The sequence below is a fragment of the Sphingobacterium sp. UBA7038 genome, assembly GCF_002494055.1.
GTDB lineage: Bacteria > Bacteroidota > Bacteroidia > Sphingobacteriales > Sphingobacteriaceae > Sphingobacterium > Sphingobacterium multivorum.
Window position 1 is genome coordinate 128,200 of the sequence record NZ_DLAV01000012.1, and the last position, 24,211, is coordinate 152,410.

The 24,211-nt window shown below is 41.3% G+C and carries 21 protein-coding genes; 7 read left to right on the plus strand and 14 right to left on the minus strand.

The window, feature by feature from the left end; translation table 11 throughout:
• Nucleotides 1-4: 4 nt before the first annotated feature.
• From B3H30_RS06790 to B3H30_RS06810, 5 genes are all read left to right on the plus strand, one after another.
• Complete coding sequence (locus B3H30_RS06790; protein WP_286776933.1) at nucleotides 5-3,355, plus strand: SusC/RagA family TonB-linked outer membrane protein; 3,351 nt, start codon at nucleotides 5-7, stop codon at nucleotides 3,353-3,355.
• Nucleotides 3,356-3,366: 11 nt separating this feature from the next.
• Nucleotides 3,367-4,752: a RagB/SusD family nutrient uptake outer membrane protein gene (locus B3H30_RS06795; protein WP_286776932.1), complete on the plus strand. Its 1,386-nt coding sequence runs from the start codon at nucleotides 3,367-3,369 to the stop codon at nucleotides 4,750-4,752.
• A gap of 28 nt (nucleotides 4,753-4,780) precedes the next feature.
• Entirely contained in the window at nucleotides 4,781-6,253 is a 1,473-nt protein-coding gene (locus B3H30_RS06800) for a redoxin domain-containing protein (RefSeq protein ID WP_286776931.1), read from the plus strand.
• Between the two features lie 231 nt (nucleotides 6,254-6,484).
• Complete coding sequence (locus tag B3H30_RS06805; protein WP_286776930.1) at nucleotides 6,485-6,766, plus strand: hypothetical protein; 282 nt, start codon at nucleotides 6,485-6,487, stop codon at nucleotides 6,764-6,766.
• The gene (locus B3H30_RS06810) at nucleotides 6,751-7,107 is read left to right on the plus strand and encodes an MBL fold metallo-hydrolase (protein ID WP_286776936.1); all 357 of its coding nucleotides are present in this window, start codon (nucleotides 6,751-6,753) and stop codon (nucleotides 7,105-7,107) included. The genes B3H30_RS06805 and B3H30_RS06810 overlap by 16 nt, the downstream gene beginning before the upstream one ends.
• Before the next feature lie 2 nt (nucleotides 7,108-7,109).
• Here B3H30_RS06810 and B3H30_RS06815 read toward each other — a convergent pair whose 3' ends face one another.
• The 10 genes from B3H30_RS06815 to B3H30_RS06860 form a co-directional block, all read right to left on the minus strand.
• Entirely contained in the window at nucleotides 7,110-7,919 is an 810-nt protein-coding gene (locus B3H30_RS06815; RefSeq protein ID WP_286776929.1) for an AraC family transcriptional regulator, read from the minus strand.
• 271 nt (nucleotides 7,920-8,190) lie between these two features.
• Nucleotides 8,191-8,394, minus strand: coding sequence for a hypothetical protein (locus B3H30_RS06820; protein WP_286776928.1), 204 nt, complete (start codon nucleotides 8,392-8,394; stop codon nucleotides 8,191-8,193).
• Between the two features lie 146 nt (nucleotides 8,395-8,540).
• Entirely contained in the window at nucleotides 8,541-8,996 is a 456-nt protein-coding gene (locus B3H30_RS06825; RefSeq protein WP_286776927.1) for a hypothetical protein, read from the minus strand.
• A gap of 5 nt (nucleotides 8,997-9,001) precedes the next feature.
• Nucleotides 9,002-9,259, minus strand: a complete 258-nt coding sequence (locus B3H30_RS06830; protein WP_286776926.1) for an Imm32 family immunity protein — start codon at nucleotides 9,257-9,259, stop codon at nucleotides 9,002-9,004.
• A 124-nt stretch (nucleotides 9,260-9,383) separates the two neighbouring features.
• Entirely contained in the window at nucleotides 9,384-11,150 is a 1,767-nt protein-coding gene (locus B3H30_RS06835) for a RagB/SusD family nutrient uptake outer membrane protein (RefSeq protein ID WP_286776789.1), read from the minus strand.
• Nucleotides 11,151-11,162: 12 nt separating this feature from the next.
• A complete protein-coding gene (locus B3H30_RS06840; protein WP_286776790.1) occupies nucleotides 11,163-14,399 on the minus strand; it encodes a SusC/RagA family TonB-linked outer membrane protein in 3,237 nt (1,078 codons plus the stop codon).
• A gap of 624 nt (nucleotides 14,400-15,023) precedes the next feature.
• Nucleotides 15,024-15,848 (minus strand): alpha/beta fold hydrolase, encoded by an 825-nt coding sequence (locus tag B3H30_RS06845; protein WP_145329225.1) that lies wholly within the window; start codon nucleotides 15,846-15,848, stop codon nucleotides 15,024-15,026.
• Between the two features lie 234 nt (nucleotides 15,849-16,082).
• Nucleotides 16,083-16,592: a DsbA family protein gene (locus tag B3H30_RS06850; RefSeq protein WP_088160608.1), complete on the minus strand. Its 510-nt coding sequence runs from the start codon at nucleotides 16,590-16,592 to the stop codon at nucleotides 16,083-16,085.
• 2 nt (nucleotides 16,593-16,594) lie between these two features.
• Nucleotides 16,595-17,056 carry a redoxin domain-containing protein gene (locus B3H30_RS06855; protein ID WP_088160607.1) on the minus strand — a complete coding sequence of 154 codons (462 nt, stop codon included), beginning with the start codon at nucleotides 17,054-17,056 and terminating at the stop codon, nucleotides 16,595-16,597.
• Nucleotides 17,057-17,417: 361 nt separating this feature from the next.
• Nucleotides 17,418-17,942 (minus strand): hypothetical protein, encoded by a 525-nt coding sequence (locus B3H30_RS06860; protein ID WP_070567484.1) that lies wholly within the window; start codon nucleotides 17,940-17,942, stop codon nucleotides 17,418-17,420.
• A gap of 233 nt (nucleotides 17,943-18,175) precedes the next feature.
• Here B3H30_RS06860 and B3H30_RS06865 point away from each other — a divergent pair, with 233 nt between their 5' ends.
• Nucleotides 18,176-18,730 (plus strand): SMI1/KNR4 family protein, encoded by a 555-nt coding sequence (locus B3H30_RS06865; RefSeq protein ID WP_075994677.1) that lies wholly within the window; start codon nucleotides 18,176-18,178, stop codon nucleotides 18,728-18,730.
• Between the two features lie 380 nt (nucleotides 18,731-19,110).
• Nucleotides 19,111-19,821, plus strand: coding sequence for a Crp/Fnr family transcriptional regulator (locus B3H30_RS06870; protein WP_070567486.1), 711 nt, complete (start codon nucleotides 19,111-19,113; stop codon nucleotides 19,819-19,821).
• Between the two features lie 49 nt (nucleotides 19,822-19,870).
• Here the strand turns inward: B3H30_RS06870 and B3H30_RS06875 are convergent, their stop codons facing one another.
• From B3H30_RS06875 to nirB, 4 genes are read right to left on the minus strand one after another with little or no spacing between them, the layout of a single operon-like run.
• Nucleotides 19,871-20,248: a hypothetical protein gene (locus tag B3H30_RS06875; RefSeq protein WP_232475702.1), complete on the minus strand. Its 378-nt coding sequence runs from the start codon at nucleotides 20,246-20,248 to the stop codon at nucleotides 19,871-19,873.
• 30 nt (nucleotides 20,249-20,278) lie between these two features.
• On the minus strand, nucleotides 20,279-21,091 hold the full coding sequence (locus B3H30_RS06880; RefSeq protein WP_070567490.1) for a formate/nitrite transporter family protein: 813 nt from the start codon (nucleotides 21,089-21,091) through the stop codon (nucleotides 20,279-20,281).
• Nucleotides 21,092-21,138: 47 nt separating this feature from the next.
• Entirely contained in the window at nucleotides 21,139-21,486 is a 348-nt protein-coding gene (gene nirD / locus B3H30_RS06885; RefSeq protein ID WP_070567492.1) for a nitrite reductase small subunit NirD, read from the minus strand.
• Between the two features lie 34 nt (nucleotides 21,487-21,520).
• The gene (gene nirB, locus B3H30_RS06890; RefSeq protein ID WP_083296018.1) at nucleotides 21,521-24,037 is read right to left on the minus strand and encodes a nitrite reductase large subunit NirB; all 2,517 of its coding nucleotides are present in this window, start codon (nucleotides 24,035-24,037) and stop codon (nucleotides 21,521-21,523) included.
• Nucleotides 24,038-24,211: the final 174 nt, after the last annotated feature.

A 24,211-nucleotide genomic window follows, 5' to 3' on the forward strand; every position in this document is an offset into this window, starting at 1 on the left:
TCACATGAACAAAACAAAACCCAAATTTAGAAAAGAGTCGAGATTGGCTTTACTGCTCATTTGTCTTAGCGCCATGCATATACAGAGCTTCGCCTATTCTCAAACTGAAAAAATTGATGTCTCCGTCCAGGGAGGAAAACTCGAAGATGTATTTCAAACAATCAATGACAAGAGCAAATACAAAATGTTCTTTAGCAAATCGACTCTCCCAAACTCGACAATCAATATTGTTGGAAAGAAAATCAGTGTAAAAGATCTTCTTTCCCAGTCTCTGGCCGGGAGCAACCTAACATGGGAAGTATTGGACAATGACATTATCGCTATAAAAGAAAAAAAAGAGAATCAGCAACACATTGCGGGCCAAGTAGTCAATGAAAATGGAACGCCTTTGGCAGGAGTATCTGTTATCATAAAGGACTGGCAAAAAGCAGAATACCGCAATATGCAAACGAGTACCGCAACGGATGTCAATGGACAATGGGGACTGCGTATTCCAAATGACGATGTCATTATTACTTTTTCTTTTATTGGTTATCAGAAGGTTGATATCACTGCAAAGCAGCTTATTGCCAATTCTACTCCTATTAAACTGAAACCGGAAGAAGGAAGCTTAGAAGAAGTGGTTGTTATTGGCTACGGTACGACAACACGTAGACTGAATACGGGATCAGTTGCTTCGATCACAGCGAAGGACATTACCTCTCAACCTGTAAGTAATCCCCTTGCCGCACTATCGGGAAGAATGTCTGGTGTATTGATCGCCCAAAACAATGGTGTGCCCGGAAGTGCTGTTCAGATTCAGATTAGGAATCAAGCGTCATTAAGTGGAACAACCTCTGGTTCAATACCGCTATACGTGGTTGATGGAGTTCCATTTACCAATTTTAACGGCGGACAACCTGCAACAGATAACCTCAATTCATTTGGTATCTCAGCTTCTTCAGGCGGCTTAAGTCCCTTCAGCATGATTAATCCAGCGGATATTGAACGTATCGATGTCTTGAAAGATGCCGACGCTACAGCGATCTATGGTAGCCGGGGCGCAAATGGTGTCGTATTGATCACCACAAAAAAAGGATCTGCAGGTCGTACTCGCATTGGTGTCAACTTTAACACCGGATTTACCGAGGTCAACCACTTTATCCCTATGTTGAACCTAGAACAATATCTCACGCTAAGAAAAGAGGCTTTTGCTAATGCTGGAGTTACACCTACAGCCGATAACGCTCCAGATCTTATGTTATGGGATCAGAACAAATCGACAGATTGGCAGAAAATGCTGATTGGAAACAAAGGACATATTACCGACGTTCAAGCGAATATGTCTGGTGGAAACGAATCTACCCGCTTTTTCTTTAATTCGGGATATAGACGCGAGAGTACTGTTTTTTATGGAGATAGCAAAAACAGTCGCTTTACCTCACGGTTAAACTTGGATCACACCTCCTCTGACAAAAAATTCAATGCCGCTTTATCAGTTAGCTATGCCAACGACAATTCCGATATGCCTTCCTCTGATGTCACATCTCTCTACAATTTGCCCCCCAATTATCCAATCTATGGTGACAATGGAAAATACTATTGGTTACCGTCATCAGCTTTTATTGACAACCCAATCGCCTTGCTCGAACGGAAATACTTTGGTAATACCAATAATTTGATCTCGAACGCCAATCTGAGTTACAAAATTATACCTGGACTGACTGCAAAAGCAAATTTTGGCTATACCATCACACAGTTGAACCAAAATAATCAACGTCCAATTACTTCCTTAAACAACACCGTCTCCAACCCGCTTGGATCTTCCAGTTTCTCTAATACAAAGGCCGAAAATTGGATTATTGAACCGACATTGGATTATGTAAAAAGTATCGGCGAAGGTAAATTTACGGCATTAATTGGAACAAGTTTTCAGCAAAATTCATCCCGTTCACAGACAACCAATGGTTCTAATTATTCAAACGATGCACTTTTAGGTTCGCTCAGTGCCGCAGGATTATTCACTGCCAGCAATAACCTTGTATATTACAAATACAATGCACTATTCGGAAAAGTAAATTACGACTGGAAAGAGAAATATTTGTTTAATGGAACTTTTAGAAGAGATGGCTCATCTCGTTTTGGACCTAAAAACCGATTCGGAAATTTTGGAGCAATAGGGCTAGGATGGGTCTTTGGAAAAGAGGATTTTATACAAGATAATCTAACGTTTTTAAGTTTTGGTAAATTGAGAGCGAGCTATGGAACTACAGGTAATGATCAAATTTCAAATTACCTTTATCTTCCACTCTACTCTTCAACAACCGCATATCTGAATAATCCTTCCATGAATATTGGAACACTTCCAAATGAATATATCAAGTGGGAAACAACCAAAAAACTGGAGTTTGCTTTAGATCTAGGTTTCTTGAAGGATCGAATTTTGTTTACTGGAAACTTTTTCAGAAATCGTTCTTCTGACCAGATAACTGATTTAGTTTTAAGTACTCAAACGGGCTACAACAGTTACAAAGAAAACCTACCGGCATTGATCCAAAATACAGGCTTGGAATTGGAGTTGAACACCACCAATATTACAAATGAAAATTTTACATGGAAAACATCTGCTAATTTCACGTTTTATAAAAACAAACTTGTCGAATTTCCTGGAATTGAAAACACATTTTATTCAAGTAGCTTTCTAGTTGGTGAGCCGCTCAATATGGTCCGTTTGTATCACTATCAAGGTGTAGACCCCGCAACAGGAAGAGCGTTATACGAAGATCGCAATGGTGATGGGGTTATTACAGCTAACGACCTTTATGTGGCAGATTTAGGTACACCTTTCTATGGTGGATTTAACAATACCTTTTCCTACAAAGGCTTTGAACTGGGAGTATTCTTTCAATTTAACCACCGCTTTGGAGTAACTAAAATCCTCAACACAAGACCAGGTGCGTTGGTCAACCAAAACGATTACTGGTTGGACAGATGGACACCAAATAACAGCAATACCAATATCCCGGGAGCAATTATCCCGACAGTACCGGCATCATCAGCTGACGGCGCCTTATTAAGCAATTCCTATAACCAATACACCAACTCCGATGCAGTGTATGGGGATGCTTCCTATATTAAATTGAGGTCTGTCAATTTATCTTACAACCTGCCCAAAAGCTGGACTTCGAAATTAAAAATGTCTAATTGTAATGTATTTATGCAAGGGCAAAATCTCTTTACTTGGGCCAAGAACAAATATGTCCTGGATACCGAAACGACCGTACAAGGCGGTCCATCTGGTCTAGGAACTGGAACGATTGCCCAGGTATTGCCTCCATTACGGACGATTGTATTTGGATTTAACTGTCAATTTTAAAACTAGAGATCATGAAATTAAACATCAATAAAAACATATTATTATTAGCAATTACCAGTGGAAGTCTTTTGACCAGCTCCTGCGAAAAATTTGTGGAATTGGGCGCTCCACCGACACAAGTTGTAGCTGGCGAAGCATTCTCCACAGATGCTTCTGCAAATAGTGTCATACGCGGATTGTATACCACAACATTAAGCATCAATCTCGCCGGGACTTCAACCTTTTATACGGGAATCGCTGCAGACGACCTTCAATACAATGCGGCTGATGCAAATACCTCGGAATTCGCCAGCAATAACCTGCTGAACACAAATGGGAATGTCGCTAATTTCTGGTCAAATTGCTACCAACTTATCAAGAATGCAAACAATGCGATATCAGGTCTCGACGCATCCACCAGCCTTACCCCAAGTGTAAAAGATCAGCTCCTGGGCGAAGCGAAATTTTTTAGGGCCTATACCTATTTCTATCTCGTCAACCTTTATGGTGATGTGCCGTTGCAATTACGTGATGACCTCCACGCTTTTGAAGATGCAATTCTTCCGCGAACTTCTGCACAGCAAGTATATGATCAGATTATTGCTGATCTAAAAGATGCAGAAAGTAAGATGGCGACGGCCTATGATGCAACAGCAAGCCCGAGAGGAAGAGCTAACAAAACTGCTGCAAGTGCATTATTGGCAAGAGTTTATCTTTACCAAAAGGATTATCAAAATGCCGAATCTTATGCGACCAAAGTATTACAGTCATCTGATTATGGCATGCCGACACCAGATAAAAATTTTGTAAACTCAAGTAATGAGGTTATCCTTCAACTTGGCAATCAAACGGGAGTAACGACATTTGGCTCCAATTATATTACCGCGGCTACAGCTACACCCGGCTACACCCTACCGGACGCTGTGTACAATAGCTTTGAGACATCTCCAACGGTTGACTTAAGAAAAACAAATTGGACAAGTTCAAAAACGGTCTCCAACAAAATCTATTATGCCATAACCAAATATAAAGTATCCTCGGGAACAGGTTCCGAATACCATATTATGCTTCGCTTAGCCGAGCAGTATCTTATTCGCGCGGAAGCGAGGGCTAAACTAGGAAAACTTGCTGAAGCCCGGACAGATGTGGATGCTGTCCGTTCTCGCGCTGGACTTGCAGGACTTAATTCAAGCTTAAACCAAACACAATTACTATCTGCAATTGAAACGGAACGCCTACACGAATTTTTCGGTGAGTTCGGCCATCGTTGGCTCGACCTCAAGCGGACCGATCGTGCTACCGCTGTATTGTCTCCAATCAAATCAAACTGGCAGGCCACGGATGTCTTGTATCCTATTCCACAAGCCCAGATTTTGATCAACAATAAACTGACACAGAATCCAGGATACGAAGATTAATGAATTTAAAAAATCATACAGACAAAAAATGAAAACAAAAATCTTAACGGCTGCGTTGGTGTTTTCGCTAACAGCATCTTTTGCACAACAACCAGCAAAAAACAAATACCAACAGTATCTCCCCATTATAGAAAAAGGTACGTTGGTACAAAAGGATTCGCTTGCTAATGTATTAATGAGCGAATTAAAGACGTATAAATCGGAAGAAGACTACCGTACTACAATCAACATTTTGCGTTCTTTAGGGAAAGAAGATCTGCAGGCATCTGCAGAAATACTGGCTAAGAAAAAATATCCAAAAGGATCACTAACGCGTGATGCCTTTATCACAGATGTTTTTTACAATGCAAGTACGCCAGCACAAAAAGAAAAAGCATATAATGAGCTCATAAAAAAATGGCCCGTTAAAAACTTCAAGGAAGAACCACTGACTTATGATTATGTATTGGCTAATTTAGCACAAAGTTTTGCCAACGAAGGAAATGCCCCAAAAGCAGTATATTATCTAGGAGAATTGAAAGAACGATTCTGGCGCGGAAATGGCTATATACCTGTTGGTCAAATTTTGCTGAGCGCAGGCGACACGACTACAGCGGCTCCACTACTAAAGACCGCTATGGATGATAGCTATTACTATTTAACACTTCCCGAGAACCAAAAAGACAATAAAGCTCGCTTTGCAGCGATGGGATACGCAAGCTCCATGTCAGCCTATGTAAATATTCTTGTTGCTCAAAAAAAATACGCTGAAGCGCTAAATTATATTGAGAATGCGCTCAAAGCTGCGCCAGAGCAAGCGGATGGTCTAGCGATGGTATACTACAAATCTTTAATGGGCACAGGAAGAAAGCTTGAGGCATATAATATTCTCACCAAGTTATATGCTAAAGGACAATTTGCGGTCGAAAATGATCTTAAAAAATTATATACTGAATTGAACGGATCTGTTCAAGGCTACGAGAATTTTAATGCATCCTTAAAAATAGAGTTAACGCAAAACATTCGCAACCATATCAAAGAAATGGCAACTTTTAAACCTGCACCTAATTTTGAATTACTCAATCTTAAAGGTGAAAAAGTATCCCTAGCCAGTTTAAAGGGAAAAGTTGTGGTATTGGATTTTTGGGCAACTTGGTGTCAGCCATGTATCCGTTCATTTCCAGGAATGAAGGCAGCACAGGACTCTTATGCAGATGATAAGGATGTACAATTCTTATTCATGAATACCTGGGAGCGTGATAAGAACTATAAGGAAAATGTGATATCCTTTATCACCAAGAATAATTATCCTTTTGAAGTGCTCTATGACGATCAAAAAGATCCACAAACCGGAGAAGTTATGGCCGCGAAATTCGGAGTCAAAGGAATTCCAGCAAAATTTATTATTGATAAGGAAGGAAATATACGTTATTTTCTTACGGGATCTACCCCAAATGTAGATTACATTAAATTAGAAATGAAAGAGCTCATCGAAGCCGCTAAAAAACCTTACAAAGGGTAAAAAAAGGGGGCGTCCAAAAAGATCGGACAGCCCCCTTTTTTTTAATATCCAGCCAACTATAATCCAACCAACTCCCGAGCGTAAAAGAAGAATTTTTATGGGCTTTAAGACTTTCTTTATATTGTGGATCGGAGAATCTGCCGAAATGAGCCATACAGCACATAAATTTGAGCTATCAGCAAAAATAGATCTGTCTCAGCAGTCTTATATTTGTTGCTATACAATATGCAGATGGCAACAAGAAACAACAGTAAGAAGTGGCTTCTATTTTTGAAAAGAACAATCTTAGGACTGGCAGTTCTCATCGCTCTTATCGGACTATATATGATGCATCCACAATTCGGCAAAAGACCCTCGGGTGAAAGACTTCAACGCATACAGCTATCGAAACAGTTTAAAGGCGGAAAATTCCAGAATAGCAGCCCTACACCACAGCTCACGCAGCCCTGGACCGTCGCCCTATACGATTATTTTTTTAAGCGCTCCAAACACCTTCCATACGGCTCTATTTAGGCGGGGACAGTGGCTACTATAACCACTTCAAAGAGATAGGTAATCAATTGGGCCCTTTTGACCTGGCTATATTGGAGAATGGCCAATACGACCTCAGTTGGAAACACATACACATGATGCCGGCGGAGGTTGTCCAAGCGGCACATGATCTCAAAGCTTCCTTACTGTTTCCGGTTCATTCGTCCAAGTTTGTATTGGCCAATCATGCCTGGAATGAACCTCTAGAACGTATTTCCAAGGAAGCAATACGACAACAACAGCCTATGCTTACCCCCATGATCGGCCAGGTCATTGACCTCGATCAGCCCCCTTTAACACCTAGCTACTGGTGGCGGAAATAATGTTAAGCAACGGAATTGATCGTCGCTGGTGTTATGCCAAACTTCTCCTTGAAAGAAGCATAAAAATGAGAAAGGTTTTCAAAACCCAGATCAAGATAAAAATCTGCAGGTTTTTGACGCTTATTTTCAATTAGATAATAAGCCTCAGAAAGACGTCTTTCTTGCAGCCATTTTCGGGGAGAGGTCTGGAATATTTTCTCAAAATCACGTTTAAAGCTTGCTAAACTCCGCCCAGTTAGTTTGGCAAAGTTTTCTAAAGGCACATTGTACCGATAGTTTTTAACCATAAACTGCTCGAGATCAATCTTATGCGGCTCCGAAAAGTCAAAAAGCAGGTCTTTTAACTGTGGATAGCTTTCCAACAACAAGGTGATCAATTCATAGATCTTGATATTTTCCATCTGCGGGCTCACTCGGTCGATGGCTTCCGCATAGGGGGTCAATGACTCAAAATAACTTTTTATAAACAGGTTACTTTCCAGTACAATATTGGACTCACCCTGATACTTTTTGTCCGAACGGAGGTGATGGTCCATCGCGTATTGTTTCAGCCGATCAGCCCCCAGCAATACTGAAACAGATTTGTAAATATTATTTTTCGCGGGATATTTAAAAGCTTTGGCCAGTTGGTTTCTACGGGCAACCACAATCTGCCCTTCTGTCGCCACCAATTTTCCTTTCTGATGGTCCAGATGTGTTTCACCAGATAGCTGAAAAAAAACGACATGTTCGGGAATGAACTGTTCGTGCCCAAATGCTTTCTCGACATAACAGGAATACAAAAAGGCATTCCCAAAATCTTTCTCTTCCATGCTCAATACGATTTATTTTAAACAGCTCTGCGATTACGGGTACCGATAGCTAAAATCAGTCCCTGCCTAAAGGTAGCAAATATCTCATACCTTTTGCAAAGTCTAGTTGTCCGAAAGCTCAAAATATAGTTGGTACACAGCTCAAATCAAGCTACCGAAAAACTCAACGCATAAATACATTCACTTTTTGGAAAGCATCCTTCTTTTTTCTAAATCGAATGGCCCATGTCATCACCTACGTGTTTCAACATGGAGCCATTCGAACTGCTTGTTATTCCTTTGCAGCAAGCCGCTTACGTATAATACTGACAAATTCGGGTGCCCCCCCCAAGTAGGATGCAATATAGTATTGCGGTACCCTTTGGGAAATAGTCGGGTATAGTTCAATAAATTCCAGATAGCGATCGGCGGCTGGTTTGGCCATTGTATGGATCAGCCTATTTTGCAGAACAGTGAGCCGATGTTGCACCAACATACGAAAAACCCGCTCAAACTTTTACCGAAGGAAAAGACAATCCTTCACATTATAAAGAATCAAAAACTTCTTTGCTATTCTCCCCCTATAAAAGTCTATATCCACCGACTTTTATAGGGAGAGATTTGTACCCATGGCCTGTTATCCTATTCTTTCAAAATCGCTCCATTTTTAGTGAATTTCACGCTAAAGCCATGCATCAGAACCCGCGTACGTTTGACCTTTCCTTCTCGTTTTCCAAAAGTCCCCAAAGCCGTCTCTTCTGGTGCGCCGAAATCAAAATCCACATCAATCAACAGGGGATATTTCTTTGTATTAACTAAACCCAAGCGATTGCTCGCTTTAATCCAACGGGTCACATCATCATCCCGGTCAACAAAATAGGTTCCGATTGTTAACCGATAAAATTTATCGTTTCTAGCGAGATCCAAATAAACCCTTTCTTTATCATTATTTAGGCTGTATTTACTTAAATGTTGTTCCAGTATTCTCTCTACGGAATCTGGAAATACATACAAAATTTCCTGCCCAACAGCCATCAACGTCATGCAGTTTAAACATAAAAAAAGTAGGCTGCTTCTTATGAGGTGATGTATTTTCATGATCTTTATCGTTTTTCTAAAATCATCGGAACAGCGTTCATTTCAAGGGCATTCGTTTCATCCAAATGGAAATGGGTGCCTTTAGGCACCTCATCCTGCGCGAGTATCAAAAGTTGCTTGGCCAATGAAATAAGTCCCTGTTTGTTGGCTCGAATTACAATTTCGTTGGCAACAACGTGAACTGCAATTTCGAATCCAGGTTCCCATGACGCCTGTAGCCCCAACTCTTCGGAATAGGTGGGTAAATTAATTTCTAAGTTCATATATACTGGTTTTGCTCCACCTAAACTTAATTAAAATTACCTAGATCTAGCGTCCATATAATCTAAAGTCCCCATAAAAGAAGGCTCNNGAGCCTTCTTTTATGGGGACTAATAAGTTAAATTCCTATTTACTCCAACCTGGGTTTTGTGTCAGATTTCCGTTCAGCACAATCGCTGCAGACGGAATTGGGTAAAGGTATTGCTTGTTGTTGTCATCCCAAGTACGCTTCACAGCTTTAAACCATTCCAGGTGATTGTCCGAAGTCATTGTCTGGAAATTGGTACTTTTACCCCCTATAGCCACCTTGGATACTCCTGCAGGAACAGTTATCGAAGGAGCTGATTTACTTCCATCATAGAACACAACATCTGGAGTTCCATTGTGGTCGATATCAATCAGCTTATCTAAAGCAGGGATATAAATTCCCGTCCAAGGCAAATTTGCCATAAGCGGTCCAAGTTTCCATCGCTTCAAATCATTGAAACGGAAACCCTCCAGGGCTAATTCCACCTGTCTTTCACGACGTATTTCTAAAAGCACGGGGCTATTGACTTCGGGGAAGAATGTGTTTTTCAAGTAGGTATCCACTTTGGTTGGCAGTGTATTCGTTCCACTTGTTATTCCAGCCCTTGAACGTAATGCTCCAATAGTTTTCGACCAATCCGCATCATTGAAAGTACCTAGTTCCTGTTTCGCTTCAGCATAGTTTAATAATATTTCCGCATAACGCATTAAAGGAACCGCATTGGTATTGTAACCGCCATTGTCATAATAGGGATCGTCTAGAGTATACTTGATCGGTTGATACCCCGTATAAGTAAAACTTGCAAAATTTGGGGGAGCAGGCTGTCCATTACGGGAATATCCTGGCGTCCGGATCAACTGCGCCAAGCGCAAGTCGCGATTTTGACACTCCTCATAGAATTCCTCAGTCTGAAAGTTCGGTCTATCCGTATAAGGAGTACCGTCAACATTCAAAAAACTATTGATAAAAGGCCTTACCAAACTTAAACGTGGACCGTAGGTTGCAGATGTCCACCACCAGTTGGCGTCGTTCAAAAGCGCAAGATCTTTACTGAAAGTTACGGCCAACATAACCTCTTTTGTCACTGGCGTATTACTGGTAAACAACTGTCGCTGTGATATTTTAGGGTCTGCGGAGATATTAAGCCCATAAGGACCATTTTCCATTAAAATCTTGCCAGCGTCTACCGCCATCTGGAAAAATACTTCCGGCTGTGTAGCCAAATTGAGCTTTTGGTATTTACGAAATGTTCCTTCGAACAGCGCAATTCGGGTCTTCAAACCCAGTGCTGTCCATTTATTAACCGTACTACCGTCGCCCGCCGTATTTGTGATATTGGCGTAGGCAAAGTCCAGATCTTCCATGATGTGTTTCATGACCACTTCGCGCGAATCCCGTGGTGCTTTAAGAATATCCGTCTCATCAACCGCCAAAGGGTGATCTACCCAAGGCACATCGCCAAAACGAACTACTTTCTCATAATAGAACCAAGCTCTGAAAAAGCGGGCTAAGCCGATATAATTATTTTTGATGGCATCGCTCAATTTGGGACTATTACATTTAGCTATCAATTGGTTGATATTACGCAGGGTAGTCCAGGACCACCCCGAACTGATCTCAGCACTGTAAGCGCCGCCGACCATAAAATCATTGAGGTTATTTACGGCCGAATAGTCAGCCATAGCGTCACCTTTATAAGCGTCACTACCAGAGGTAATATTCCGATAGAATGAGTTGCTGTAATTTTTTAATCCACTTTCGCTCCCGAAAATATCCTCCTCGGTGGCACCTGCCTTCGGCAGCTCGTTTAGTTCACAGGAGGAGAACAAAAGCGCAACAATAGGTATATAAAATAATTTTTTCATGATAATAAAAAACTATAAGCCAATAGATAAATTAAAACTAACACTCTTCATAATCGGATAGTTAAATCCGTCGCCAGAACCCGTTCCGATCTCCGGATCAGATTTGCCCAGATTACCGACATCGAGATCCTTCGTTTTTTTGTAAAGAGGCGACCAGGTCCATAAGTTTTCGCCCGAAAGTCCAGCCCGAAGACTACTGATTTTTAACCTGTTGGTTACAGATTTAGGAAAACTATATCCGATCTGTATATTTTTCATCCGTATATAGGCAACGTTCTGAAGATATCTTGTCTGTGGCGTTGTTTTGATAGATTCATTGTACCCAGCATAACGAGGAAAATAACCGTTTGGATTGTCTTCAGTCCAATAATTGTTGAGGTGCCATTCCGGCAAATTGTTGTAAGGTCGATTGTATTGTCCCCAAAAAATAGATTCATTGCTCGGGTACCAATTCTGTTTACCCACCCCCTGGAAGAAAGATGAGAAATAAATACCTTGCCAATCCAGATTAAGGTTAAAACTGTAGATATATCGTGGATCGGCATTACCGATTACAGTTCTGTCACCATGGCTATAAATCGTATTATTTCCATAATCAATTACACCATCACCATTTAGATCCGCAAAACGTACGTCACCTGGATATATTGTACCATTGTTTGACGATTTGATCAATTTTTGTTTTGCAGCACCATCAATTTCCGCCTGATTCTGAAATAAACCCTGTGTTACATAGCCCCATATTTCGCCGATGCGCTGACCTTCATAATACGATCCATCTTTGATTAAACCCTCTTTATTTTCGTAACGGTCTATATTGGATCTATAATCAGCCAAAGTACCCCTTACGGACCAATTGAAAGGACTACCGTTCACATCGAATCTATCCTTATAAGTCAGGCTCACTTCAAAACCTTTTGTGGTCATGTCAGCATAGTTCCCTTTCGGCGACTCCGCACCAAAGATATCAGGCAAAGCTACACCTAAGGTATACATATTTAAGGTCTTGCGTTGATAGATATCGCCCGTAAAAGTCAGTTTTCCATTTAAAGACGATAGATCAAGACCTAAGTTTGCTGTGCGCGCTGTTTCCCAAGTTAAGTTATCCGGGATCACCTTAGGCACCGAAGTATATGCCGGCTTCTGTCCGTTCAATACCCGATCCATAATCTTGATCTCGTAAATATCCAAATAGGAATACGGATCGACATTACCATTACCCAATGAGCCATAGGACGCTCTTAGCTTTAGATCAGAAAGTGCTCTTTTGTCCACCTGGAAGAATGGCTCTTCAGAAATACGCCAGCCTACGGATGCGGAAGGGAATAGTCCCCATCGTTGGTTTGTCGGAAATTTGGACGAACCATCGTAGCGGCCATTGAATTCAAAAAGGTAACGGTCCTTGAAAATATAATTGGCACGCATAAATACCCCGACATTACGGTACTTGTTATATCCCGCTGTCGCTGTGGTATTCTGCCCTACTGCGAGGTTGATATTTTCAACATCATCATTGAGTAGACCTGTTTTGGTAATATAGGTTGAATTGTAGGTACGCTGCTCATAATTGTATCCGAGCAAACCTTTAAAATAATGATCGCCAATTGTGCGTTCATATTCACTGTAGAGATTTCCAAACAAGTAACGGTAGCGTTGGTCTACTTGATAAATATTGTCGTTCATACTTGTTTCCAACCGCAACATCTTTCCCTCCTGTGTGCTATACGGAACAGGTACACGGACTCTTACCGAATTAAAATCGCGATTTCTAAAAGTCAGATCCCCTTTAACGCGGAACGTGTTGTTGAAAAACTTAGTCTCGAAAGAAGTTGTGTTGCGGAGATCCTGATTTGCCGTATTCGTACCATTTTTACCGTAGATAAAATCCCCTACTGTATAGGCTGCAGAGAAGCTCATAGATCCATCAGGGTTAAAGATCGGCGAAGAAGGGTGTCCCTCATCGGCAATATTGCGCCAGATATTTCCACCTTCGCCAGCAGTCGATGGGTCTCTGTATTTGGCATAATTAAAATCGATGTTATTGCTTATCCGTAACCAGTCGGTGACCTGAAGTCCCGCTTTTGCACGTGTATTATAGGTCTTATATTTATCACTGTTGTAGCGGTACATGCCATTGTAGTCGTAAGCACGTCCAGAAATATAGTAATCCATTTTTTCTGAATTACCACTGATGGACAGGTTGTGATCCTGGACAAACGTATTGTCCTTGATCAACGTACCGTAATAATCTTCATTACCGTAGTATACATAATTACCTTTATCGTCGACAGTGACCTGTTCGGTAATGCCCTGTTCTTTTCTTCTCTTAAATTCTTCCAGCCAATCTGTTGTAAAGATCTGTGTCTTGTTGAGCTTGCTCGGAATCGATGAATAATTGTTCCAGGCATTATAGGCTGTAAAGAAATGCGAAGCATATTCGTAACCATCTGTCACGAATTTAGGCAAGGTTACAGGTTTTTGAAAAGAGCCACTTCCTGAATAGTTGATCGAAGTTTTTCCGGACTTGGCACGTTTCGTTGTAACCAAAACTACCCCGAAGGTACCGCGGGAGCCGTAAATCGCAGATGAAGCCGCATCCTTGAGTGTAGTTACACTTTCAATATCATTGGGATTGATCGCCGAAAGGTCACCCTCGACACCATCAATAAGCACAAGTGCACTTCCACCCTGACCAATGGAAGTTGTCCCACGGATATTGAAACTTGGTGCACGATTGGGCTTACCATCTGCTGGGGTTACATTCAAGTTGGGAATTACACCTTGGAGCATCTGGCTTGCATTACCCAGTACGCGTCCCTCAAAAGCTTCCGATCCCACTTGGTCTACTGCACCGGTAAGATTCACTTTTTTCTGCGTACCATAACCGACCACCACAACTTCCTCCAGTTCGGTATCTTTAGATTCCATGATGATATCGATCTGCCCTGCCGTCACGCTGACGATCTTTTCACTATAGCCTATCCCTGTCAATTTGAGTCTTTGCCCTATAGTGGCTTCAATCGTGAACTGACCCGCTACATTCGTTGAGGTTGTTTTTTGGCTGGTTAAATTGGTAATGGTAATTCCGGACAAGGTTGTTCCGTTTTTGTCTTTCACCACCCCTTTCACGGTAGATTGAACTGCAATACTGTGCACCTCTTGATTCAATTTGACATAATCGCGCTCTACATTAGCCCAAGTGGGGTATGAGAGACCCAATGCCATACTGATTAGTAATGTTTTTTGCATTTTTAGTCTGGTTTAGAATTTTGCTTCAAAGTTGATGCTTTGACTTGGTTTATAATTTACCGTAATGTTAACAAATATTTAATTAATATCAACAACATTACTACCTAAACAGGTTTAGCACACCATTAAATAATCAAAATTTATCTTTTATGTAACATAAATTATAAAAACAAGTATTGACACACCTAAAATTTAATCCATTCAATTCAAAAACCTAAAGTCCCCTTTTTCATAATCCAGAAATACGTTAATGGACCGCGAAGGGATTCCGCAAGATCCATTGTTTAGTACATTTTTTCTTTCCCGTTTTTCTTGAACTAGTTCAATGAACAGCTAGACACTGGAAAGATGGAAATACTTCAAAAACTTTTTACACCGATTTGGGCAATACGGACAATAACATTGCCATACTGGATTTTTTGCTGGCTGTCTGGCAGGAGCCTATTTAGGTAAAGAACTTGGGTTAAGCTCAATTGCATTTGCCGGAATAGCAATGCTCATCTGTCACTTTCTTTCCAGCCCAAGCGACCAATAGATATAGTTCTAAGATAGGATAACAAAAAGATGCTGTCCTGATCGTATATCAAGGCAGCATCTTTTGTTATCGCTTTTTAGTGTATGCGTTTATTTTCCGCTAATAAAAGCCAAAATATCCTTATTAATGGTCTCCGCTTCTGTAGTAGGCATTCCATGTGGAAAACCGGGATAGGTAATTAAAGTACCATTTTGGACTAACTTAGCCGCTCTTCTACCCGTTATATCAATCGGTACGATCTGATCATCTTCACCATGCAATACTAAGACAGGAATCTCGACTTTTTTAAGTTCTTCTGTAAAATCAGTTTCAGAGAACGCTTTGATACAATCATAGTGTGCCTTAATACCGCCCATCATACCTTGCCGCCACCAGTTGTCCATCACGCCTTGCTGTACATTCGCTCCATCGCGGTTATAGCCATAAAAAGCGAGGGTAAAATCTTGAAAATACTGTTGTCTGCGTGTTGCCGTATTCAATCTTATTTCGTCAAAAACCTCCATTGGTACACCATCGGGATTTGTAGCACTCTTAGCCATGGTCGGGGTAACCGCACTGATCAATACAGCTTTTGAAACCCGAGAAGTACTGTGATTGGTTATGTAGCGAACGACCTCGCCACCACCTGTTGAGTGACCAATATGGATGGCATCTTTTAAATCCAATGCTTCTACCAATTGTGCAATATCCGACGCATAGGTATCCATCTCATTTCCCGTTGCCGTCTGTGTCGAGCGACCATGACCCCGGCGATCGTGTGCGATCACACGGTATCCTTTTTCGAGGAAGTACATCAACTGCGCGTCCCAATCGTCGCTGGATAAAGGCCAACCATGATGAAATACGATCGGTTGTCCTGTTCCCCAGTCCTTGTAATAAATTTCTGTTCCGTCTTGAACTTTGAATGTTGCCATGATGAATAGTTTAAGAATTTTATTGTTTACATGATATGTTAATTGGATTGCAATTCATAGTCCAACAAACATATACAACTGTATTTAAGTATATTAAAAAATTAAAAGTCAATTTAAAAACAACGATATTTCGTTATTTATACAACAGATTCATTCGTTTTTACGATATGATCTATTATCCTGCAAGAGACTTCTCGTCGTGTGCTCACCTGTGTTTAAATAGTATTCATATATTCAGTTTTCACCTAATATTTGAACCAAATCTTCCGCTCCACCGTCAAATTTCTGTCCATTAACAAAAAATGTCGGTGTCCCATTAACGCCGCTCAGCATACCACTTTCAAAATCGCCATCCACGCGATCCTGCAACGCTTCGTCCTGCAAATCAGATTTGAACTTCGACATGTCCAAGTCCAGTTGCTCGGCGATATCCAGCAGCAATCTTTCGCTCAGCAAGTTTTGGTTTTCAAAAATGGCATCATGCATCTCCCAAAATTTCCCTTGCAGTGCTGCAGCCTCCGCCGCCAATGCTGCGGGTTTTGCATAGGGGTGCATCTCCGAAAGCGGAAAATTGCGGAATACAAACCTGATCTGGCTTCCCAGTTCGGCCATCATTTCTTTTATAATTGGATGAGCTGCACCACAATGCGGACATTGGTAATCCCCATATTCAACAATGGTCAGATCGGCCTGGCCATTTCCCAATATATGGTCAGCATTGCTGACCTTCGGTTTCAATGACATAATTATTTTGATTTAAGATTCTCCAATGCTTCGATGATACCGTCTGCACCCGGATTGACCGCAGTCGGAGACAGATAACTCCAAGCGATAACGCCCTCCTTATCAATCACAAAAAGTGCGCGCTTGCACTCCCCTTCCTCTTCATCGTAAACACCATACTTCTTGGCGACCTCGCCTTTAGCTTCAAAATCGGCTAAAAGTGGAAAATGCAGCTTTCGGGATTGCGCAAAGGCCATATGGCACCATTTGCTGTCAACGGAGATACCCATAATCTCCGCATCATATTTCTTGAAATATTTGAGCATTTCATTATATAAGGCCATCTGATCGCTACATACCGGACTCCAATCTGCCGGATAAAATGCCAAGATCACATTATGCCCCTTGAATTCTGATAAGCTAATTTTTTGATCGGGTGTCGCATACAAGGTAAAATCAGGGGCAACATCATTTTTGTTTAACATATCAACGTCTTTAAAGTTTAACTACCATTCATGCTGCACAACCTTAAAATAGATCTGCATCACCTTTAAATAAAGCACTTAAAAGCAAAAATTGTTTTAAAGAAAAAATAGCTTATCCACGATCTGACTACAAGATCCGTTGATCTGCCTACCTCCAAAATCGGTGGATCGGCCATCTTTGTATCATCAATTTATTTAAAAACAAAAAAACATGAAATCACAAAAGGTATGGTTCATCACTGGCGCTTCCAAAGGGCAAGGTCTCAGTCTCGAACATCCACAGTCGTTCAGTAAGCTCTTCAAAAAGAATGTCCAACAAAGCCCTTAGAGTTTAGGCAACTTTTCAGTAGATTATTTATCTTTATTCCGCGTAATATCCCGCTACGCCAATGCCAATCGTCCAAAAGAACTTTGACTTTTTAAGGTCCTCCAGCAGCATATCCGCATTGTCTTCGTATTCGCCATCGGCTTTGATTTCCTCAATCTCCTCCTGAACATCCTCTTCAGTAATCTGTCTCCAGACACCAACAGAGCTATTTAAAAATGTATAGCAATATCCCGCTTCGGCATCATCAACCTCACCCGCATTTTTATCACGCAGGATGCTTACAAGTTCGGTCGCTTCGACCTGAAACGGATTAACACCATAGATACTGATTTCAGTTTTTTCTGGATAGGGTCCATTGATGCTTTCTATAAATTCCAATGTTCCCTGATCATTAAAATCAAGTCTCAATTCGAGTTCATCATAATAATATTGGTCGTCCAGCGCATCTGAAGGAGCACCAAGTACATTTTGAACTTCAGCACGGCCCGCACCGAGATTAACCTGACCAATACCTTCAATTTGAATCCCAACAAGTGGGACTAGTTCGATCTTTTTCATCCGTATTCAGTAAATTATAAAAAGGATACCTGCATAAATAACACTTGAACATCTGCTATCGTTTTATCCAATAATGAACATAGCTACAGCTTTATGCTGACATAAATTTACACTAATTCCCATTAAATAATTATTAACATTTTTAACTTTTCTTACGATCCTTAGCGCACATGATAATTCGCATACTCAGCCAATTATGACTAACTTTAGGAATGCATCAAAAATCGACGATTATGCAACAGACGCTAGCGACATTAGACAGTTATATCCAAAATCTAAGACCTGAACTGTATACCGATCTACAATCCCCGTTATCGGCAGAAGATTTTAGGGCCCTTGAACAGAAATATGATATTGAAATACCTCATGATCTTAAAGCACTCTATCGCTGGAAAAATGGGCAGCGCAATACAAGTTATGAAGCCTTTGTTAACAATTCGACTTTCATCCCACTAGAAGAGGCGCTGGATACAGCGCAGGAATTGACCAATATGATTGGTATGGACTTTGAAATCGAAAACTGGTGGAATGAACGTTGGATCCCTATATTCCACAACGGCGGTGGAAGTTATATCTGCTATGATCTAGGTGGCATCTTTACCGGACAGGCAGGTCAATTGATTGAATACTGGAATAAAGACAATGACCGGAATGTTATTGCACCTAACCTCGAAGGTTTTTTAGGGCTACTTAACGACTATTATGCCCATACGCCTAAAGAAAAATTCGATGATTTTTTTAGCCTAGATACCACAGGCGAATATCCCAAACGGTTTAAGGTGGACTAACAGAAACTCATCGCCCTCATTTTTTTCTCTCGATGAATTTTTAAATTTATTATACCTTTTCCCGCTGTTTCTCTTTGGAACCACAGGATAAAAACAGCGTCAACATACAATAAAGAGTAACAAAAATTAAATAAATCCTTAGCTTCATCATACTATTGGTCTTTACACTAAACCGAAGAAAACAATAAATGCTGATTTCAAATGACAGCATCAACAAGATGCCAACCATAATGGAGATGCAAAATTTCATCCAGTTCCACACATTAATAAGTTAAAATCAAAAGATATACTGTTTTTATAGAAGGTAAAATAGGAATTTAAACGAATAGATAATAACTTTGGACAGATAACACACCGTCCGTTATACGAATCAGGCCTTCATGAAATCGAAAAAAGTAAATACTTGCGACCACTCCTGCCTTATGTGCCGTTATGTCCTACAAGACTGGCTTGGACAAATCGACCTGCACCGAACAAATATCAGATTGAAAAAAGGCGAGCAGTTTATTACCGAAGGGCAATCGGTTCGGGGTATTTATTTTGTCCAGTCTGGACTTGTCAAAGTTCACCGCAATCTTGGAGATAAGGAAACCATTGTTCGTTTTGCAAAAAAGGGAGATATCGTAGGCCATCGCGGTATCAGTACTGAACAAACCGTCTATCCCATTTCGGCAACTACCTTGGATGTCACGCAGCTCTGCTTCGTGGAACTGCCATTTTTTCTGTCCACACTACGCATAAATCCCGAATTGAGCTATCGGCTGATGTTATTTTTTGCCGACGAACTACATCTTTCTGAGCAAAAAATGACCAACCTGACACAGCTTCCTGTTAAAAACCGACTTGCTTGGAGCTTATTGTTACTCTACCGTATTTTTGGCGAGGAAAACATGGACGGATATATCGGTCTCACCTTGAGTAAAAAAGATCTTTCGTCCTATGTAGGCACTACTTACGAGACCGTTTACCGCATGCTAGGTGAACTTATCGATCTAGAGGCGATAGCGATGGACAAAAAAAATATCTTTATTAAAAACTTCCAGCTTTTGCATGATCTTTCGGAAGAAAATATGGGGAGTGAAACAGCCTAAGACGGCTAACGACTCCCCAATCCATATACTTCCCTAAAAATACATCACACTAAAATTTATAGCCTAAACCGACCCCCAAACGCCACTTGCCATCAGCAGTACCCGTTTTCGCCGCGTAAAATGCGGGCAGCTGAATAGCAATATGCCGGAATACGGCCGTCAGACCAAAGCCTAGAGACGGGGTGACCCAGGAATTCTTTGGCTTCCCTGCTTCAACCTTATCTTCTTTAAGTTTTAAGCTCGGCAATAAACCCAACAACAGGCAACTTTTCGGGCTGAATATATATTTCACCGCTGGTCCAGTACAATTGATATAAGCACCATGATCAGCGTATCCTGCCACGACAATTCCCTCAAACAAACTCCCTTTGACTGTTTTTTCCTGACTGTAAGACTCCATGCTAATAGCTAACAATAGAAGTAACATGAATAATTGTTTTATCTGATGCATAAAAATCTAGTTTTGTGAAGTCGACACTTTTTCTTTTTGATGATAGGTATAATAGATAGCCATCCCTGTAAACAGCAATCCGCCGACAATATTTCCAGCTGTTACAATCAGCTGATTGCACAGCCACCAGTCGGAGATAGTCACTTTTGCACCGAACATCATCCCGGCAGGAATCACAAACATATTGACCACTGCGTGCTCATAGCCTAATGCAAAGAATATAAAGATCGGAATACCTGCAGCCAGTATTTTGCCAAGAGTAGACTTAGACGTCATGGACATCACCACCCCCATACAGACCATCCAATTACACAAAATAGCTTTAACAAAAGCCGAAAACAAGCCTGCTGCACCATGGGCGCTGTATCCAAGCGTTTTCTTTTCGCTGATCAGGATCAGGCTCTGTTCGATGTTTCCGAGCTGGCTCGAATGTCCAGTTTCTGTACTAGCAGCCCAAAATAAAATCGCAAAGAGGACACTTCCAAGCAAGTTGCCTAGAAAAACCCAGAGTAAATTATTGGCCATAGCCTTAAAATTGATTTTACCTTCAAACCAGGCTAAAGGTACGAGAGAGAAGCTGCCTGTCACCAATTCCAAACCGAGGATGACGATAATAACAAACCCTACAGGAAAAACGAATGCACCGACTAATCCCAATCCTGTCTGCGAAGTGGCCAAAAGTGCGAGTGTAACAGAAATTGCCAATAAGGCACCTGACAATGCTCCCCGTATCAGTAGATCTTTGACCGGAAGCGAAGATTTGTAGATAGCGGTGTTCATCATGGCACCAGCTACCTCTTTAGGGCTAATATAATCCATCGTATTTTTGTTTTAAAAGGTTTTAGATTCAATTATTTTTATTTCTCCTAAGCAGTCATCCCAATAAAAACACTTCCGTTTTCCACCTTCACAGGATAAGTCTTAATGGCACATTCGTCACCCGAAAGACATTCGCCTGTATCCAACGCAAAGGTTTTCTTATGGAACGGACAGGCGACTTTAGGCGTTTCACCCAAAGAGCCCAGCATGCCGCGGCTTAAAATCATCTGCCGTTTATGCGGACATTCATTTTGTGTGGCATACCACTCATTGCGGCGGGCGAAATAAAACAGCGCCACCTGTTCGTTATTCAATTTAAGACAGACTCCACCATTTTCAATAGCATCTTCTATCCGACAAGCCTTCAGCCATTTCATGTCAATTTGCGTATTCATATGATTTCAATTAAAAGGTTTAGCGATTTTATATTTAATAGGTACTGACGTTCCAATCAGCAGCTTTTTTTTGTCCGCGAAAGCTGTCAAAGCGAACAGTTTCATCCTTCTCTTCGGGTGCATTAACAAAGTGGACAAAGCGTTTGCGAATTTCCGGATTCTCCACTGCTACCTTCCATTCACAGCGATAACTATCGACAAGCAGCTGCATATCCTGCTCCCAGGCCTCCCCCATACCCAGGCCATCCTCTACCACAACATTCCTTAAATAATCTATTCCGCCTTCCATTTTATTGAGCCAGGTAGCAGTCCGGGTCAGCGGATCCGCAGTGCGGATATAAAACATCAGGAAACGGTCAATGTAACGGATACAGGTTTCACTATCGATATCCGATGCAAGCAGCAAAGCATGCTGCGGCTTACTTCCGCCATTACCGCACACATAGAGGTTCCAGCCTTTTTCCGTCGCAATAATTCCAAAATCCTTACTCTGCGCCTCGGCACATTCGCGGATACAACCACTAACAGCCGACTTTATCTTATGTGGAGCACGAAGACCACGGTAACGTTCCTCTATCCGTATCGCAAAAGAAACACTATCGTGCAGCCCAAACCGACACCAGGTACTGCCCACACAGCTTTTGACAGTCCGTAGTGCCTTGCCATAAGCATGTCCGCTTTCAAAGCCGGCAGCAATAAGTTCTTCCCAGATAAACGGCAGATCATTGAGATGTGCACCAAATAGGTCAATGCGCTGTCCGCCCGTAATTTTTGTGTATAGGCTGTACTTCTTAGCGACTTCCCCGATAACAATCAGTTTATCTGGGGTAATTTCACCTCCCGGAATGCGCGGAACAACTGAATAGGTCCCACCCTTCTGTATATTGGCCAAATAACGGTCATTACTATCCTGAGCCACATCATTACCCTTGCCAAGAATCATTTCGTTCCAAAGGCTCGCTAGCAAGGAAGACACCAGCGGTTTACAGACTTCGCAGCCATGTCCGCGGCCTAGCGCATCCAATACATGATCGTAACTTTTCAGCTCATGGATCTTGATCAGGTCATATAGTTCCTGGCGGCTCAGATCGAAATGTTCACAAATGGTACTCCGGATATATTTCCCTTGCTGTTTCATCGTATAATTGACCAGGTCCTTGACCATCGGCACGCAGCCGCCACATCCCGATCCAGCCTTGGTACATTTCTTTACCGCATCTGCATTTTCACAATGACCAGTTATCACAGCATCACAGATCTGTGCTTTAGTGACACCTTCGCAACTGCAAATCAATGCCGCATCAGGAAGAGCCTCCAGACCAGCAGAAGCCGACTTACTTTCGCTCTGCTGGCCCAAAAGAAGGAGTTCAGGGTGTTCCGCCAACGGCAGGCTATTATTGACCATCTGAAGCAACATGTTGTAACTTGCCGCTTCCCCGACAAGTATCCCACCCAGCAGACGCGTTCCATCTTTACTTACGTTCAATCGTTTATAAATACCTTTATTACGATCCTCCAATAAGATCGTGCGTGCATAAGGCTCACTGATAAAAGCGTCTCCAAAACTAGCCACATCAACTCCCATCAGTTTCAGTTTGGTGCTCATGTCAAATCCCTTAAAGGATTTCTCTTCCCCCACAATATGAGATGCCGCAATTTCAGCCATTTCATAGCCCGGTGCTACCAGACCATAGATCATATCATTCACTAAGGCACACTCACCGATAGCATAAACTACAGGATCAGAAGTCTGCATCTGCGCATTAACCAATATTCCGCCCCTTTCACCAACATCCAGTCCAATTTTCTTGGCCAGCTCATCACGGGGACGTATACCTGCTGAAATCACCAATAAATCCGTCTCTATCGACGAACCATCCTGAAAAGCAATCCCCGTCAGGCGATCATCCCCCAGCAATTGGCTTGTCGACTTTTGCAATAAACAGGTCAAGCCTAGTTCTGACAACTTTTGTTGCAACAACATACTGGCGCTATCATCAATCTGACGCGGCATCAGGCGTTGGGCAAATTCGATCACGGCAGTCTCTTCCAGACCAAGATCCACCATTGCTTTCGCAGCTTCGAGTCCCAAAAGTCCACCGCCCATTACTGTACCACGCTTCGCTTTTGCCGCATAAGCTTTGATCAGATCCAGATCTTCGATGGTACGATATAGAAATACCCCTTCCTTTTCAATGCCCGGAATCGGTGGAACAAAAGGAGCAGAACCAGTCGCAAAAACCAGATAGTCATAATTGACTGTGATACCTTTTTGAGATTCCACTTCTTTTTTTAATCGATTTACAGCAACAATTGGATCATCTAAATGAATTTTTACATTATTTTCCAAATACCACTCATTTTTTAACAAGAAAAGCTCGTCAATAGACGAAATTTTGAAGTAATCTGTCAAATGAACACGATCATAAGCTCGTATCGGCTCTTCTGAAAACACAATTATTTCCAGATCGTTTATTTTCTGCTTTAATTTTTCACAAAACTTATTACCGACCATACCATTACCAACAATAACAACCTTTTTTCTTTCCATAACTGCTATTTTTTATGATAAAAATTCAATTTAATATTTTAACAACACTAATTTATGCAATAAAAAATTAAAAAATCAAAATAAATATGATTTTAGTAATATTTTTTCAATAAAAAACTGTAAATAATTGTAGTTTTTATGATTTATATCAGATTTTTTAATAGATTTACATAT